Genomic DNA, 14,819 nt, shown 5'->3' on the forward strand with positions numbered 1-14,819 from the left:
TACTCCGACAAATAAAGTGCAAATAGTTGAGCCCGCTGTCAAATGCACCGTGCCGTTTTAATACGATTTTCAGTTGACCAGAGGCATGCCGGTGGCAGTGCTTCTGCGGTCATCAACTGGGCATGACGCCCGGACGCTCGCGCGGTCGGAGCGGGCCATATGCCAGGATTCCAGCCATTCTAGCGGGGTTTGGGCTTCAGCGCTCGACGCCGTTGGCGCAGGGAACTCTCCACCGCGGCCCCAAACGATCCATATTTTGCGTCAAATCGAGTGCCCGCAGCGCCGCCTAGCGCGCGATTTTTCCCACGCGGATGGCAATTGCTCCGCTCAAAAAAGGGTGTAAACGCTCTAAGGAGCAGAAGGTTGCACCGGCCTGTAAATGCTTCGGGGCGTCGACGGGGGACTTTACGTGATCAAAGATGTGATTGTCGGTTGGCGTCGCCGTTCCATGAGCCCCGTCTCCTATGCCAACCCTGTGGGCGATGCGCTCCAGGCGTCCGGCTCGCTGAGGGACTCGATCGTTCGATTAGCGGACGAAATTGCCGATTATAAGTGGGGCGGGGAGACTGCGCCAGAGGTCCCCAACGCGGCTGCCGACGCGCATCTTAATCAAGTGCAGCAGCGGCGCGTTTTTGGCGGACTGTCGCGCAGTTTTCATCCCGATGAGCGCTCGGATGCAATGCACCTGAGCGCCGACCTGAATTCTCTCGACGATCGCCGGACATCCATCGGCGCGCTTTGAGGCGAAATAGGGCGAGGTCACAACCACCCTCACATCCGTGAGGAAATGGTGCCGGATGCAGGATTTGAACCCGCGACCTTCGGTTTACAAAACCGCTGCACTACCACTGTGCTAATCCGGCAAGGTCGCAACTCCCTATGATTTCGCCGCGCGGGGGTCAATCCGCAATGCGGCTCGTCGGCAAGGTCATGGCCCGGTCTGCATCTCCAGTGCCCAGGCGCGCGCCGCCTCCAGCCGGGCAGTATTGGTCGCGCAGATCAGGGCGTCGGCGCGGTCAAAAAGGATGGGATCGCGACCGGATCGGTCAACAGGCTGGGCATCGCGGGGCGCGGGCAGGCCGGGGATAGTGGCAGCACAGGTAGCGGGCGCGGCTGGCAGGCGCACAACGCGATCACGATAAACAAGGGTAAGAGCCTCGCTCTTCTGTTCGGCAGCATCGTTGAGCCTCCTGTTGTGAACGCGTAGCGCGGCGACCTGCGCGTCGAAATCCGCCTGCGCCTTGTCCTGGGCGGCGCGATAATCCTGGCGGGCCTGTGCGAGTGCGGCCGCATGGCGTGCGCGCAGATGGTCGACCCGCATCCCCCATGCCAGCGAGAGAATAAGAGCGAGGGCGAGCGCGCCAGTGGCGCCGGGCCATCCTTGCAGCGTCACAGGTTGGTCAGGCAGAGCCGGCGCTCTGCCTCCCGCCGGTTGACCAGCCCCTGCACGCGCCGCCCATCGACCATCACCCAGAGCCGGAACGCGTCGCAGCCGCCCGGCCAATCGCCCGCGTTGAACCGCCGTGCGACCGTCGAGCGCGCAAAGGCCGCCTCGCCAATATTATAGGTGAGCGAGATGGCCGCCGCGAACTGATAGGGCCGATCCTTGAGCGCTGGCACGGCGCGCAGCACCGCGGGCGCCCAGTCGGCGGCCAGCGTTCGATCCAACATCGCCGCGCATTCGGCAGGCGTGTAACGCCGCATCGGCACGCGGGTCTCGCCGGTGCAGACCGTCCAAATGCCCGCGATGTCGCGATAAGGGTCGGTCCGTGTGCCTTCCCATTGCGCGATGAACGGTGCCGCGATCATGATGGCGAGGCCGATGAAAGCGCTGCCGACTGCGCCGCCCAGCAGCGTATCCCGCGCGTTCATTTGCTCAAACCCTTGAAGGCCGCGAACGCGGCGATCATCGAGGCGATGAAACCCGCCACCCATCGGCTCCAGCGCAGCCAGAGCTTCGCCGCGCGCCAGGCTTCGATCACTTCCATGGTCCGCTTCGTGTCCTGTTCGACCAGCGCAAGCCGTTCGGATGCGCGGCCGATTTCCTGCGCCTGCCGGTCGACCGTCTCGGCAAGGCTCTCCACCTTGCCGATCAGTTGATCCAGCTTCCGCGCGAGTTGCGGGCTGGTCATCTTGTCACCATGTCCTTTGCCTCGCCATCGCAGCGGTAGAGCGCGACGATATCCGCTTCATCGCCGTTGAGCGGCGCGGTCGGGCAGGTGTAGGTCGTGCCGCTGTAGCGCTCGCTGTTGAACACCGCCCATTCATCCAGCGCGCCGCCGGTGAGCCCGTATTCGCCGTTGTGGTTGCGGAGCGAATAGCCCGAGGCGGCCGGCACGATCGTCTCGCCGAACGCGGCATAGCTCTCGCGGGTACCGGGAAGGCCATCGGTGACGTTGGTCACATAGAGCGCCAGCCCTCCCGGCCCGGCCTGGCAGGCGACATGGTAGCGCTTGCCGGGCGCCAGCACGGTGGTGCCGGTGAGACCGCTCCAGACCCGCAGCTTGCCGGCGCCATCGATGGCGACAAAGCGGGAGCCGTTGCTTCCGAACCCGCCGAACAGGACCTGGATCGCGCCCGGGAGCGGGTCCGGGCAGGTGAAGAAGCCCTCCACGGTAATCGGCGCGAAGACCGGGCTGTAACTGCCGCGCGCGGTGCCGCCCGTCATCTGCTGGCCGAACGCCGCGCCACCGGTGCTGGCGGCATAGCTCGTGCTCGTCTCGGCCATGCTGAGCGGGCTGATCGGCGCGATGAAGCCGCTCGGCGGGGCATTGATCGCGCCGCCCGGCGTCGGCGCCGCGATGGCGATGGGGAGCGTGCTGCCCTGTACGATGCGGCCGGTGGTGATGCCGTCTCCATCGGTCCGGTCATCGCGGATCGTGTCGGTCGCCGCATTGGCCGGGCCGCTCGGGAAGTAGACCCAGAGATCGAGCTCATGCCCGGGGCCGGGATCGTTGGCGAGCGTGATCGCGAGCGTCGTGGCGTTCACTGCGCTGACCGAGGCGACCGGGAAGCGGTTATCGGTCGCATTGTTGGCCAGCGGGTTCACCCGGCCGCGTGGGAACACCCACAAGCGGTTCCCCGGCGTGCCGCTCAGCACGAGAGCGCTCTGGCCGACATTGCTCAGCGTAAGCGTGATCGTGGTGCCGGATCGGGTGGCGGACAGGGGCGCGGGGCCAAGGCCCGCGCTCGCGCCATAAGAACTGCGCAGCGCGCGATACAGGTGGCGCGCCATGGTCAGCGAGCCGGCCTGCGTCTGGTGGATGCCGTCGCTGCTCATCAGCGTATCGTCCATATGGACATAGGTGCCGCCATTGGCCGCGCACCAATCCTGCGCGCCCTTGCGGATGCGGCTCACCTGCCACGGCGTGCCCCAGCTGCGCACCAGCCCCATGGAGGGGATGGTCCAGACGAGGCGGGCGAAGGACGGCAGGCTGTTGAGCGCGGTCAGCTGGCTGAAGAGGGTGCTCAGGGCCTGGCCATAAGCCTTGGGCGGGATACCATAGAGGGCCTCGGTATGGCCCTGGCCCCAGACAAAGGCCTCGAAGCCATTGCCGGCCCGGTTCATCACCTCGGTGAGCGCCGTCCAGTTGCTCTGCCCGCTAAAGAAGCTGGCGATGGTGGTGCCGCCGACCGCATGGCCGACAACGCCGCAGTTGACGCCGGTCAGCGCAATCATGCGGTTGAGATATTCACCGACGCCGACGGAATTGGGGCCGGTGCTATTGCTCATATCAGCCGGCGTCTGCCATGGCATGGTGGCGGCGGCGGGATTGTAGGTGTTGCCATCCACATAGCGCGCCAGCACCGCGCTGTTGGCATCCGGCGCGATCCCAAGCGAGGCGAAGGTCGCCGTCGAATCGGTGGCCTGTCGCCCCAGCATCCGCACGGTGAGCGACTGACCCGCAAAGCCGGTCAGCATGCCCATGCCGACCTTGACGGTGCCCAGCTGCCAGGCGCCATCCGCGCCCTTCAGATCGACGAAGAACCAGCCAAGCCGCGCGTCCACGCCGGTTACGTCGACATAGGTGGCGCCGTTTGCGATCGTGCCGGCGGTCCACGGCCCCTGCAGGATCGTTGTTCCATCCTCGGCGGAGCGGATACGCACCCCGACCGTGCCGGTGGTGACGGTGCCGGACAGCGGCACGCGGATCGTGCCGGTGCCCTTGCCTTGGCCACCGCCGCTGTTGGTCGTGCGCTGGTAAATCCGCTTTTCTTCGTAGCTCGGGAACTGCGCCAGCGTGAAGCCTGCGCTGTAACTGGCTGCGACGAGCGTCGCAGCGACCGGCCCGACGGGGTCCGCATCGGCCGACCCACTGCCGCCGGCCCCGCTGGCCAGCTCGCGCAGGTTGATCATCGATCCCATATCGGCGGCAGCCAGCACATAGCTGTTCGCGGTGGCGCCTGCGATGGGTACGCCATCGCGCAGCCACTGCCAGCCCGTCGCCGCGCCGTTCACGATGATGCCGCCCAGAGCGGTGAGCATATCGCCGACGCGCGGAGGACTGGCGGCGCCGGTCATGGCGGGTCTGCTCGTCCAACTGGGGGCGGGCGTCGGGGTTGGTGTAGGCGTCGGCGTCGGGGAGACGCCAAGGGGCCGATGACGGCGCGCAGACCCTGCAGCGCCGAAACCAAATCCGGGACCGACCATCAAGCAAGGCCCACAATGTCGGCCGCGGTCGTGCCGCTGGCGCGGATGTAGCGAGCGCGGATGTCGAGGATCTGCCCTGACGCTACATTCTTGAGCACCACGTCCGTGCTGGAGCCCGCCGCGCGCAGCGTGATGGCGCCGCCTGTCCCGACATAGATGGCCTTGGGCAGAGGGTCGATTTCATTGGTGGCGTGGGGCGTGATGGCAAAGGCCTCGCGCGCTGGCTGGGTGAGGGAGTCGATCTGGGTTTCGAAGCGGTCGGCCATGTCCGTGCCCTTCCTGTGGCGAGTGCTGCGGCCGAATCGCCGCAACGCCCTTAAGCCACCGGAGAAGTGCTGTAGGACAGATTAAATTTACCTATCTGGTAAAATCACGGTGCTGGCGTCTTGTCCTTGAACAGGCACACATCGTTGATGATGCAGCGCCAGCATTCGGGCTTACGGGCTTTGCAGACATAGCGGCCATGCAGGATCAGCCAATGGTGGGCATCGCGCCGAAAGGGCTGGGGAACGCGCTTTTCCAGCCCGCTCTCGACGGCGAGCACGGTCTTCCCCGGCGCCAGCCCGGTGCGGTTGCCGACCCGGAAGATATGGGTATCGACCGCAAAGGTTTCCTCGCCGAATGCCGTGTTCATCACCACATTGGCGGTTTTGCGCCCCACGCCCGGCAGGGTGGTCAGCACGTCCCGGTCGCGCGGCACTTCGCCGCCGTAGGTCTCCACCAAGACCTGCGAGAGCGCGATGACGTTCTTGGCCTTGGTGTTGAAGAGGCCGATGGTCTTGATGTGTTCCTTGAGCGCCTCCTCGCCGAGCGCCACCATGTCCGCCGGCGTCTTCACCGTTTCGAACAGCCGCCGCGTCGCCTTGTTGACGCCCGCATCGGTCGCCTGCGCGGAGAGGACCACGGCCACCAGCAATTGGAAATCATTGCCATATTCCAGCTCGGTGCGAGGCTCGGGATTATGCTCCGCCAGCCGCGAGAATAGCGTAAAAATCTGATCGCGGTTGAGAATGCGCTGGCGGCTCAAAACCTAAAGCCCCAGCACATCCGCCATGGCATAGCGTCCCGGCGCCTTGCCGATCAGCCATTGCGCGGCCTTCACCGCACCACGGGCGAAGATGATGCGGCTCTCGGCCCGGTGACCCAGCTCGATCCGCTCTTGATCGGCGGCCAGCACCACAAGATGATCGCCTGCGACCGATCCCCCGCGCAGCGCCGCAAAACCGATGTCGCCGGCCTTGCGCGCGCCGGTGATCCCGTCGCGCCCCCGCGCGCTATGCTCGGCAAGGCTGATCCCGCGCCCGGCCGCTGCCGCTTCGCCCAGCAACAGCGCCGTGCCGGAAGGGGCATCCACCTTGTGGCGGTGATGCATTTCCAGAATTTCGATGTCCCAATCGTCGCCCAGTCGCGCGGCCGCTTCCCGGACGAGCGCAGCCAGCAGATTGACGCCGAGCGAGGTATTGCCCGTTTGCAGCACCGCGATGTGCGCCGACGCGCGGTCGATGGCGGCGTGATGGGCTGCTTCGAGGCCGGTCGTGCCGATCAGCATCGGCTTGCCCGCCGCGACGCAGGCATCGAGATGCGCCTGCAGCGCGCCGGGCACCGAGAAGTCGATCAGCACCTCGGCGCGGGCCGCAAGACCCATCGCATCGCTGGTGATCGCCGCGCCTTCTGCGCCGATGGTCCCGCCCGGCTGACTGTCCGTTCCGCCCGCCACCGCAATCCCGGCATCCGCCGCAACCCCCGCGATCGCCTGACCCATGCGCCCCCGCGCGCCAAAGATGCCGATCGCCGTCATGATGCTTGCGTCCTTCGCCCCAAATCTGTCTCATCGCGCCGATGCCAGACTCGAACGCACTTGTCATCCTCACCGGCGCCGGCATCTCGGCAGAAAGCGGCCTGGAGACCTTCCGCTCGGAAGATGGCCTGTGGGCACAGCATCGGATCGAGGATGTCTGCACGCCCGAAGCGCTGGCGCGCGATCCTGCATTGGTCCATCGCTTCTATGATATGCGTCGCGCCGCGTTGGACCGCGTTGAGCCCAATCCCGCGCATGAGGCGCTCGCCCGGCTGGAAGCGCATTGGCCCGGCGAGCTCCTGCTGGTCACGCAGAATGTCGATGATCTCCACGAGAGGGGCGGCTCGCGCAACCTCCTCCATATGCATGGCGCGTTGAACAGCGCGCTGTGCGCCGCCTGCGATTACCGTCTGCCGTGGACGGGTCCTCTCCCGCCTGCAGCGACGTGCCCCACCTGCGGCGCGCCCGCTCTGCGGCCCGACATCGTGTTTTTCGGCGAGATGCCTTATCAGATGGCGCGGATCGAAGCGGCGCTGGCCCGTGCCGATCTGTTCGTGTCGATCGGCACGTCGGGCGCTGTTTATCCAGCCGCCGGGTTCGTCCGCATGGCGCAGGCCTATGGCGCGCGGACGCTGGAGCTGAATCTCGAACCTTCAGAAGGCAGCGCCTGGTTCGATGAATCCCGCCTCGGCCCGGCGAGCCAGCTCGTGCCGGCATGGGTCGAGGAGATGCTGGCGTCCTGAACGCCGCTGCCCCGCGCTACCCTTGCGCCGGGCGGATTCGACTGCCAGATCAGACCGCATGACTGCCGATCCAAAAAATCCGCCGATGCGCGCCGCGATGATTCCGGTGACGCCGCTCCAGCAGAATTGCTCGCTCATCTGGTGCACCAAAACCATGCGGGGCGCGTTGGTCGATCCCGGCGGGGATCTGGCGCGGCTCAAGAAGGCGGTGGCGGATGCCGGCGTGACGCTGGAGAAGCTGCTCGTGACGCACGGTCATATCGATCATTGCGGGCAGGCCGGCGTGCTCGCCAAGGAATTGGGCCTGCCTATCGAGGGGCCCCATGAGGATGATCGCTTCTGGATCGCGCGGCTGGATGATGACGGCAAGCGCTGGGGCGTACCCGGCGAGCCGTTCGAGCCGACGCGCTGGCTGGTCGATGGGGACACGGTCACCGTCGGCGAGCTGGTGCTGGATGTCATCCATTGCCCCGGCCACACGCCGGGTCACGTCGTGTTTCATCATGGCCCGTCAAAGCTCGCCATTGTCGGCGATGTCCTCTTTCAGGGCTCCATCGGCCGCACCGATTTTCCGCTCGGCAATCATGAGGATCTGATTGCGTCGATCACGCGCAAGCTCTGGCCGCTGGGCGGTGAGACAATCTTCGTGCCGGGCCATGGCCAGCCAAGCAGCTTCGCCCATGAGCGGGCGAGCAACCCCTTTGTGGGCGACAGCGTCACGGGCGTGCGCGACTGACGGCGCGATACGGCGTTCCCGCCACGCAATGTCCGGTTCGGTCCCGCTAGCGCCCAGTTTGTCCAATGAATCGGTTGCACCATCAGGAAAAAGCGCTATAGGCGCTCACTCTCGCGAACGCCCGGCTCTCGGTTGGCCGCGGTCCTCTGTGGCCGCCAAGACGCCTTTGCAGGCGGCCAGGCAAGCGAACCCGTTATTGATGTTTTGCGTTTTTTAGACAGGTGCCCTCATGGCTGTCCCAAAGAGAAAAACTTCGCCGTCCAAGCGCGGCATGCGTCGCAGCCATGACTCGCTGCGCGTGGAATCCTATCAGGAATGCCCCAATTGTGGTGAGCTGAAGCGCCCCCACAATCTGTGCACCGCTTGCGGGCACTATAACGGCCGCGAAATCGTCGCGATCGGCGCCTGAGGCCCGACCGGGGAATCATGCTGTGAAGACGCCGCGGATCGCGATTGATGCGATGGGCGGTGACGAGGGCGTCCGCGTGATGATCGCGGGCGTCGCCTTGGCGCGTCGTCGGCATGAAGGGCTGCAATTCCTGCTCTTTGGTGATGAGACGCGGATTCGTGCCGCGCTCGCCAACCACCCCAATCTCTCGCAGGCCGCTGAAATCGTTCACACCGACAAGGTGGTGAACGCGGGCGACAAGCCCAGTCAGGCGATCCGCCAGTCCCGCCAGAGCTCCATGGGCTTGGCGATTCAGGCTGTGAAGAACGGCGACGCGCAGGCTGCCGTCTCCGCCGGGAATACCGGCGCTCTGATGGCAATCGCCAAGCTCGCCCTGCGCACGCTGCCGGGGATCGACCGGCCGGCCTTGGCTGCATTCCTGCCCACGCTGGGCGACAATGATGTCGTCATGCTCGATCTCGGTGCGAACACCGAGTGCGACGCGCGCAATCTCGTCGAATTCGCGGTCATGGGCGCCGCTTATGCCCGTGTCGTGCTCGATCTCGAGATGCCGCGCGTGCGCCTGCTCAACATCGGCACCGAGGATTTGAAGGGCACTGACGAAATTCGCGATGCCGCTGCGATACTTCGCAAGGGCATCGGCCTGCCGCTCCGCTTCGATGGCTTCATCGAGGGAGACAAGATCGGCTCGGGCGATGCGGATGTGATCGTCGCCGAGGGCTTTGCCGGCAATATCGCGCTCAAGACGGCCGAAGGCACCGCCCGGTTCGTAACCGACGTGCTGCGCCGTGCCTTTACCAGTTCGTTGCGCTCCAAGGCCGGTTTCCTGCTCTCCAAGCCGGCGCTGCACCTGCTCAAGGTGCATCTTGATCCCAACAATCATAATGGCGCCGTCTTCCTCGGCCTCAACGGCATGGTGGTGAAGAGCCACGGCAGTGCCGACGAAAAGGGCATCGCCAACGCCGTCCACGTCGCCGCGCGGCTGGTGGAGGAAGATCTGAGTGCCCGCATCGCGCAGGACATCGCCCGCGTTGGGCCTATTGGAAAAGAGGAACTGGTCGCCAAATGACCTTGCGGTCCGTGATCGAAGGGACCGGGTCCGCCCTGCCCCGGCGCCGTGTCGACAATCATGAGTTGGCGCAGACAGTGGACACGAGCGACGAGTGGATCGTCGAGCGGACCGGCATTCATGCTCGCCATTTGGCCGGGGAGGGCGAAACGACCTCCACGCTCGCGGTCGAGGCGGCGCGCAAGGCTTTGCAGGCGGCAAATGTCCCGGCCACCGAGGTCGATCTCATCATTCTGGCGACCACGACGCCCGATCAGACCTTCCCGGCGACTGCCACGCGCGTTCAGACCGGTCTTGGCATCAATGATTGCGTCGCATTCGACGTGGCAGCGGTATGCTCGGGCTTTCTGTACGCGCTGACTGTCGCGGACAACATGATCCGTGGTGGCGCGGCAAAGACCGCGCTGGTGATCGGCTCGGAGACGATGAGCCGGCTGCTCGACTGGGAAGATCGCGGCACCTGCGTGCTGTTCGGCGATGGTGCGGGCGCCGTGCTGCTGCGCGGGCAGGATACCGATGAGGAGACCGGGCGGGGCATTCTCGCCAGTCGCCTCCACGCCGATGGCCGGCATAACTGCCTGCTCCATACCGACGGCGGCGTCTCGACCACCGGAACGGTCGGCAAGTTGCGGATGAAGGGGCAGGACGTCTTCCGCCACGCGGTCGTCAACCTTGCGCAGGTTCTCCGCGAAGTGCTGGAGGCGGCCGATATCGCTGTCGAGGATATTGACTGGGTAGTCCCGCATCAGGCCAATGCCCGCATTCTCGATGCCACGGCGCGCAAGCTGGGGCTGGAGGCGGAGCGGGTGATCGTCACCGTCGATCAGCATGCCAATACCTCGGCCGCGTCGGTCCCGTTGGCGCTCGATACCGCCGTGCGGGACGGGCGCATCAAGCGGGGCGATCTTCTCGTGCTGGAAGCGATGGGCGGCGGCTTCACCTGGGGCGCGAGTGCCCTGCGGTTTTAGCCCGTGTTCTGATAATCTTATTTTTCAATAATATCGCGAAATAACTGCGGCTTGTTTCGATTCTTGCCGATTGCATTGTAAGAGTTTCTGCCGCAGAGACGGCGATGTGGCCTGTTGGGGGACAGGGCGCGCTTGGTTTCGTTATTTGGGGGCGAAATGAGTTCAGAAGAAACGTTGACCCGCGCTGAGATCGCTGATCGGCTCAACCGCCAGATCGGCCTCTCGCGGTCTGAATCCGCGCAGATTGTCGAGCAGGTGCTCGACCTTGTGAGTGAGGCACTTGAGCAAGGCGAGAATGTCAAAATTTCCGGTTTTGGGACGTTCGTGCTGCGCGACAAGAACGAGCGCGTCGGGCGCAATCCGAAAACCGGCGTCGAGGTGCCGATCACGCCGCGGCGGGTTCTCACCTTCCGGCCGAGCCAGACGCTGCGCGAACGCGTCGCCGGCGCCTGAATATCTCACGGCTGACTGTCGCGTGATGGGCTCGTGCGGTCGGTCGCGGATTGACCCGCGCGCGTATCTCGTTGCAGAATAAGGCATGGCCAAAGATGACGGCGCGTTTCTGACGATTGGAGAGCTTGCTCGTGAACTGGGCGTGGCGCAGCATATCTTGCGCTACTGGGAGACCCGGTTCCCGCAGCTTCGTCCGCTCCAGCGTTCTGGTAATCGCCGCTATTATCGGCCGGCGGACGTGGAACTTGCGCGTCGGATTCATCGACTGTTGAATGAGGAAGGCTTTACTGTGCCAGGTGCGCAGCGGGCCTTGGCCGGCGTGCGCAAGGCGGCGTCGGCGCCTCCCCTCCCTGAGGCAGACGCAGCGCAACCCGCGGAGCGGCTCGTGCAAGGGCCTGCGCTTGCGGCGAGCGACGGGCGTTCCAGTCTGGCACGGACGGCAATGGACGACCTGTTTTCAGGGACGGCCGTCGATCAGCCGGTTCGCCCGCGCGCGCCAGCCTCGCCGGACATCTCCACGGTGATTGCAAGGCTGAGGGTGATCCGCAACAATCTCGAAGAGGCGCTCAACCCCGGTTGAGCGGCCTGTCTGCGCTTCCGACTCAGCGCTGGTCCGGCCCCAGACTCGGATCCAGATCGCGTGGCCGTACAAAGGTTTCAAGCGTCGCCGCATCAGCGAATCCGCTGGCCAGGTCAGCCCAGTCCGCCACATCGAAGGTCAGCACGGCCATGGCGGCGGTCGGAAATTTCGTTTCGACGGATGCGCGCAGTCCGGCCAGCCGCTCTTGGCCGCTGGCCGTCAGGATGAAATCCTCAAGACCGGGACTGTGGGCGGCCAACAGAACCGAGGCCCGGTCCGGCGCGGTTTCGCTCAACACCTCTGCTATGGTTCCGGCAGAAGCCAGATAGAGCCGCATGTCCCGCATGGGTTCGGGGCAGGGGCCATAAGCGTCGCGAAAACGTGCCAATGTCTGCGTCACGCGGACGGCGGGCGATGCGATGATCGTCTCGAAGGTCACGCCGTGACCGGCGGCCCATTGGCCCATCACGGCGGCCGCGCGTTCGCCGCGGCCGTTCAGTCCGCGGTCGAAGTCGCGCAGCGCGGCATCGCTCCAGTCGGACTTGGCATGACGCAGAACGATAACCGTCTTCATTCCTTGGTGGACACCCTAGTCTCATAAGATCCGTCCAGCGGTCTCTGCCCGATATCGGCCGAGGAACCAAGGCGGGAGCGCACGCGAGCGATGGCTTCATCGAGCGGAATGCGCAGGATGGGGACATCGGGTGGAAAAGCACTCAACAATCGGCTGGGCATGGCCGAGGAGAGCATCACGAACTGGCCGCTGTCGTCACCCCGGCGGATCAGCCGCCCGAATGCCTGGGCGAGGCGGGCGCGGACCAGCCGATCATCATAGGCGGTCGGCTCACCACTGGCTTGCCGCCGCGTCGCGTGGAGGACCGAGGGTTTGGCCCAGGGCACGCCTTCCATCACCACCAGCCGCAGCGAATCGCCCGGCACGTCGATGCCGTCACGCAGCGCGTCCGTACCGAGCAGGGAAGCGCGGGGATCGTCCCGGAACATGTCGATCAGGGTTGCGGGGTCGAACGGGTCGACATGCTGCGCATAGAGCGGCAGCCCGGCCCGGGCGAGCCGATCGGCAATGCGCTTTTGCACGGAGCGCAGCCGGCGGATCGCCGTAAACAGTCCCAGCGTCCCGCCGCCCGCCGCCTCGATCAGCCGCGCATAGGCACCGGCCAGCGCGGGTAGGTCGCCGCGCTTGATGTCGGTGACGATCAGCACTTCGCTCTGTCGCGCATAGTCGAAGGGGCTGGCCGCCTCGAACCACTGCGGCGCGCGGCCGAGGTGCACCGCGCCCGATCGCTCGACGGCCGTCTGGGTATCGCCGCCGGCCCGCAGCGTCGCCGACGTGACGAGCACGCCATGGGCCGGGCGCATCACCGTCTCGGCCAGCGGCTTGGTCGGGTCCAGCCAGTGGCGGTGCAGGCCGATATCATATTCCTTGCCCTCGACGCGGTCCACCGCCAGCCAGTCGACAAAGGCCGGCTCCGGCGGCCCGCCGACGCGCAGCAGGAGCGCAATCCAGGCGCGCAGCAGATCACACCGCCAGCCAAGGGCGGAAATCGCGCCATCGATGCGCGCGCGCGCCGGGCCGTCCAGCCAGTCCGGCGCAAGCTCAATCACCGCAACGAGGCGCTTGCCCAGCCGCTGGAGCGGCCCCAGCAGTGCCTCCAGCGCGCGCGCGGCATCGGTCGCAGCATCGATCAGTGCGCCGTCCGCTTCGCTCAGGTCCACTTCCAGCCCATAGCCCGGGTCGGTGTCGCGTCCGTCCCGTTCGGCGCGGGCGTAGACGGTGTCGCGCACGGCGGCGAGCACCGCCTCGATAGCACCCTCGGCGCCGTGCTCGACGACGCGGCGGAGCCAGTCCTCGCCCGGCAGGGCGCGGGCGGCTTCGCGTGCCGCGTCGATGGCCTCGGCGCCTTCCTCGTCATAGCTCGCGACATCGGAGAGGCGGGCGGCGAGGCCGCGCCGGCGCCCCTTGCGCTCGCTTTCCGGCCCCATGATCCAGCGCCGCAGTTCGATCGCCTCGCGCCCGGTCAGTGCCGCGCCGAAGGTCGAGTCCGCCGCATCGAACAGATGGTGCCCCTCGTCGAAGACGATCCGGGTCGGCGTACCCTGCGCTTCCCGCCCGCGCGCAGCGTTGATCATCACCAGCGCGTGATTGGCGATTACAAGGTCCGCATTCTGGCTGGCGCGGGTCGCCCGTTCGATGAAGCAGGTGCGGAAATGCGGGCAGCCTGCATAGATGCACTCGCCGCGCCGATCGGTGAGCGCGGTCGCACCCGCGCGGCGGAACATGGCCATCAGCCAGCCCGGCAGATCGCCCCCGACCATATCCCCGTCGCGCGTATAGCCCGCCCAGCGCGCCACGAACTGCGCCAGCACCGCCGCGCGCCCGGCGAAGCCGCCCTGCAGGGCATCTTCCAGGTTGAGCAGGCAGAGATAATTCTCACGCCCCTTGCGAATGACGACATGGCGGCGGAAGGCGGCATCGTCCGGATAATGGCGCCGGGTTTCGCGGTCGAGCTGGCGCTGCAGGGCCTTGGTGTAGGTCGCGATCCACACCGTCCCGCCGGATTGCTCGGCCCACAGCGTCGCGGGTGCGAGATAGCCGAGCGTCTTGCCGATGCCTGTGCCCGCCTGCGCCAGCACCACATTGGGCGTGTCCTCACGCGGCCGGGGCGCGAAGCTGCCGGACGCGGCGGCGGCGAAATCCCGCTGGCCCTGCCGCGTTTCGGCACCGCTGCCGGTCAGGCTACGCAGGCGCGCCAGCACATCCGCCTCGTCGAGGGTCACCGGGCGCGGGGCAGGGCGGGGTGCCTGCTCCTCCCATTGCGGCAGGCGCGTGAACAGCCATCGCTCGGCCTCAGCCGGTTGGCGAATGCGCGGGCGCAGCAGCGGCGCCCAACTCCAGCGCAACCGCTCAAGCTGATTGAGGCTGGTCCAGGCGCCTTCACGTTCCGCCCAGTCGGCCCGCTCAGTCCAGCCGAGCATGGAGCTGGCAATCTGCGGGATGAGCCGGGCCGCCTCGGCATCGCTGGCCGGCGGCGCGAGGCCCACGGCCCGGGCGAGCCCCGCAACTGTGGGAATCACGAACTGGGCGGGGAAGAGGAAGGCAAATAGCTCCAGCAGGTCGAGGCCAGAGAGATCCGCATAGCCCAGTCGCGATCCCAGCAAGGGCGCATTGACCAGCAGGAGCGGCGTATCCGCGGCGCGCGCAAGGGCCTGTCCGCGACCAAGCCCGATGGTCTGCTCGCCGCTGCCGTCGGTCAGCCAGATGCCGGCATGGCTGGCATGGAGCGCCGGTGGCAGGCCCGGCAGGATCGGATCGGATGGGGACACCCAGCAGCCATAGCGTGCTTGGTCCATAAGGGGAACGCGCCGTTCGGTTATTTTACCGCATAACCGCCGG

Annotated in this window: 16 protein-coding genes, 1 tRNA gene and 1 pseudogene; 8 read left to right on the forward strand and 10 right to left on the reverse strand. The window is 66.3% G+C overall.

All coding sequences use genetic code 11. From position 1 onward, the window contains the following. The first annotated feature begins 409 nt into the window (after window positions 1-409). Window positions 410-742, forward strand: coding sequence for a hypothetical protein (locus M2333_RS02285; protein WP_264610731.1), 333 nt, complete (start codon window positions 410-412; stop codon window positions 740-742). A gap of 46 nt (window positions 743-788) precedes the next feature. Here M2333_RS02285 and M2333_RS02290 read toward each other — a convergent pair. The 8 genes from M2333_RS02290 to dapB form a co-directional block, all read right to left on the reverse strand. Next, window positions 789-863: transfer RNA gene (locus M2333_RS02290), tRNA-Thr, on the reverse strand. A 65-nt stretch (window positions 864-928) separates the two neighbouring features. Next, the gene (locus tag M2333_RS02295) at window positions 929-1,393 is read right to left on the reverse strand and encodes a hypothetical protein (RefSeq protein WP_264610732.1); all 465 of its coding nucleotides are present in this window, start codon (window positions 1,391-1,393) and stop codon (window positions 929-931) included. After that, on the reverse strand, window positions 1,390-1,872 hold the full coding sequence (locus tag M2333_RS02300; protein WP_264610733.1) for a lysozyme: 483 nt from the start codon (window positions 1,870-1,872) through the stop codon (window positions 1,390-1,392). Before M2333_RS02300 ends, M2333_RS02295 begins: the two co-directional genes overlap by 4 nt. Next, window positions 1,869-2,132: a hypothetical protein gene (locus M2333_RS02305; protein WP_181560218.1), complete on the reverse strand. Its 264-nt coding sequence runs from the start codon at window positions 2,130-2,132 to the stop codon at window positions 1,869-1,871. Before M2333_RS02305 ends, M2333_RS02300 begins: the two co-directional genes overlap by 4 nt. Then, complete coding sequence (locus M2333_RS02310) at window positions 2,129-4,522, reverse strand: sialate O-acetylesterase (RefSeq protein ID WP_264610734.1); 2,394 nt, start codon at window positions 4,520-4,522, stop codon at window positions 2,129-2,131. The genes M2333_RS02305 and M2333_RS02310 overlap by 4 nt, the downstream gene beginning before the upstream one ends. Window positions 4,523-4,650: 128 nt before the next feature. After that, on the reverse strand, window positions 4,651-4,917 hold the full coding sequence (locus M2333_RS02315) for a spike base protein, RCAP_Rcc01079 family (RefSeq protein WP_264594149.1): 267 nt from the start codon (window positions 4,915-4,917) through the stop codon (window positions 4,651-4,653). A gap of 104 nt (window positions 4,918-5,021) precedes the next feature. Then, complete coding sequence (gene nth / locus M2333_RS02320) at window positions 5,022-5,678, reverse strand: endonuclease III (RefSeq protein WP_220128546.1); 657 nt, start codon at window positions 5,676-5,678, stop codon at window positions 5,022-5,024. A gap of 3 nt (window positions 5,679-5,681) precedes the next feature. After that, window positions 5,682-6,449: a 4-hydroxy-tetrahydrodipicolinate reductase gene (gene dapB, locus M2333_RS02325; RefSeq protein WP_264610735.1), complete on the reverse strand. Its 768-nt coding sequence runs from the start codon at window positions 6,447-6,449 to the stop codon at window positions 5,682-5,684. Between the two features lie 41 nt (window positions 6,450-6,490). On the opposite strand from dapB, the gene M2333_RS02330 reads away from it, so the two are divergent. The 7 genes and pseudogenes from M2333_RS02330 to M2333_RS02360 all read left to right on the forward strand — a co-directional run. Next, on the forward strand, window positions 6,491-7,192 hold the full coding sequence (locus tag M2333_RS02330) for an NAD-dependent deacylase (protein WP_264610736.1): 702 nt from the start codon (window positions 6,491-6,493) through the stop codon (window positions 7,190-7,192). A 58-nt stretch (window positions 7,193-7,250) separates the two neighbouring features. After that, window positions 7,251-7,928, forward strand: a complete 678-nt coding sequence (locus M2333_RS02335; protein ID WP_319799380.1) for an MBL fold metallo-hydrolase — start codon at window positions 7,251-7,253, stop codon at window positions 7,926-7,928. A gap of 229 nt (window positions 7,929-8,157) precedes the next feature. Then, entirely contained in the window at window positions 8,158-8,337 is a 180-nt protein-coding gene (gene rpmF / locus M2333_RS02340) for a 50S ribosomal protein L32 (RefSeq protein ID WP_181560213.1), read from the forward strand. 22 nt (window positions 8,338-8,359) lie between these two features. Beyond that, entirely contained in the window at window positions 8,360-9,406 is a 1,047-nt protein-coding gene (gene plsX, locus M2333_RS02345) for a phosphate acyltransferase PlsX (protein WP_264610737.1), read from the forward strand. Further along, on the forward strand, window positions 9,403-10,374 hold the full coding sequence (locus M2333_RS02350; RefSeq protein WP_319801055.1) for a beta-ketoacyl-ACP synthase III: 972 nt from the start codon (window positions 9,403-9,405) through the stop codon (window positions 10,372-10,374). Before plsX ends, M2333_RS02350 begins: the two co-directional genes overlap by 4 nt. Before the next feature lie 156 nt (window positions 10,375-10,530). Continuing rightward, window positions 10,531-10,827, forward strand: a complete 297-nt coding sequence (locus M2333_RS02355) for an integration host factor subunit alpha (RefSeq protein WP_181560211.1) — start codon at window positions 10,531-10,533, stop codon at window positions 10,825-10,827. Between the two features lie 85 nt (window positions 10,828-10,912). Beyond that, window positions 10,913-11,182 (forward strand): annotated as a pseudogene (locus tag M2333_RS02360) (MerR family transcriptional regulator); the annotation flags it as partial. A gap of 247 nt (window positions 11,183-11,429) precedes the next feature. On the opposite strand, the gene M2333_RS02365 reads toward M2333_RS02360, so the two are convergent. Together M2333_RS02365 and M2333_RS02370 are read right to left on the reverse strand one after the other, a co-directional pair. Then, window positions 11,430-11,981 carry a SixA phosphatase family protein gene (locus M2333_RS02365; protein ID WP_264610738.1) on the reverse strand — a complete coding sequence of 184 codons (552 nt, stop codon included), beginning with the start codon at window positions 11,979-11,981 and terminating at the stop codon, window positions 11,430-11,432. Next, a complete protein-coding gene (locus tag M2333_RS02370; RefSeq protein ID WP_264610739.1) occupies window positions 11,978-14,776 on the reverse strand; it encodes an ATP-dependent DNA helicase in 2,799 nt (932 codons plus the stop codon). The genes M2333_RS02365 and M2333_RS02370 overlap by 4 nt, the downstream gene beginning before the upstream one ends. Window positions 14,777-14,819 lie beyond the last annotated feature (43 nt).

The sequence above is a fragment of the Sphingobium sp. B11D3B genome (genome assembly GCF_025961735.1).
In the GTDB taxonomy this organism is placed as follows: Bacteria; Pseudomonadota; Alphaproteobacteria; order Sphingomonadales; family Sphingomonadaceae; genus Sphingobium.

Bases quoted from the DNA above. Each gene is read 5' to 3' on its own strand.
- M2333_RS02300 (WP_264610733.1), bottom strand. From the start codon at position 1,872: ATGAACGCGCGGGATACGCTGCTGGGCGGCGCAGTCGGCAGCGCTTTC.
- M2333_RS02305 (WP_181560218.1), bottom strand. From the start codon at position 2,132: ATGACCAGCCCGCAACTCGCGCGGAAGCTGGATCAACTGATCGGCAAG.
- M2333_RS02310 (WP_264610734.1), bottom strand. From the start codon at position 4,522: ATGACCGGCGCCGCCAGTCCTCCGCGCGTCGGCGATATGCTCACCGCT.
- M2333_RS02315 (WP_264594149.1), bottom strand. From the start codon at position 4,917: ATGGCCGACCGCTTCGAAACCCAGATCGACTCCCTCACCCAGCCAGCG.
- dapB (WP_264610735.1), bottom strand. From the start codon at position 6,449: ATGACGGCGATCGGCATCTTTGGCGCGCGGGGGCGCATGGGTCAGGCG.
- M2333_RS02330 (WP_264610736.1), top strand. From the start codon at position 6,491: ATGCCAGACTCGAACGCACTTGTCATCCTCACCGGCGCCGGCATCTCG.
- M2333_RS02335 (WP_319799380.1), top strand. From the start codon at position 7,251: ATGACTGCCGATCCAAAAAATCCGCCGATGCGCGCCGCGATGATTCCG.
- rpmF (WP_181560213.1), top strand. From the start codon at position 8,158: ATGGCTGTCCCAAAGAGAAAAACTTCGCCGTCCAAGCGCGGCATGCGT.
- M2333_RS02350 (WP_319801055.1), top strand. From the start codon at position 9,403: ATGACCTTGCGGTCCGTGATCGAAGGGACCGGGTCCGCCCTGCCCCGG.
- M2333_RS02355 (WP_181560211.1), top strand. From the start codon at position 10,531: ATGAGTTCAGAAGAAACGTTGACCCGCGCTGAGATCGCTGATCGGCTC.
- M2333_RS02365 (WP_264610738.1), bottom strand. From the start codon at position 11,981: ATGAAGACGGTTATCGTTCTGCGTCATGCCAAGTCCGACTGGAGCGAT.
- M2333_RS02370 (WP_264610739.1), bottom strand. From the start codon at position 14,776: ATGGACCAAGCACGCTATGGCTGCTGGGTGTCCCCATCCGATCCGATC.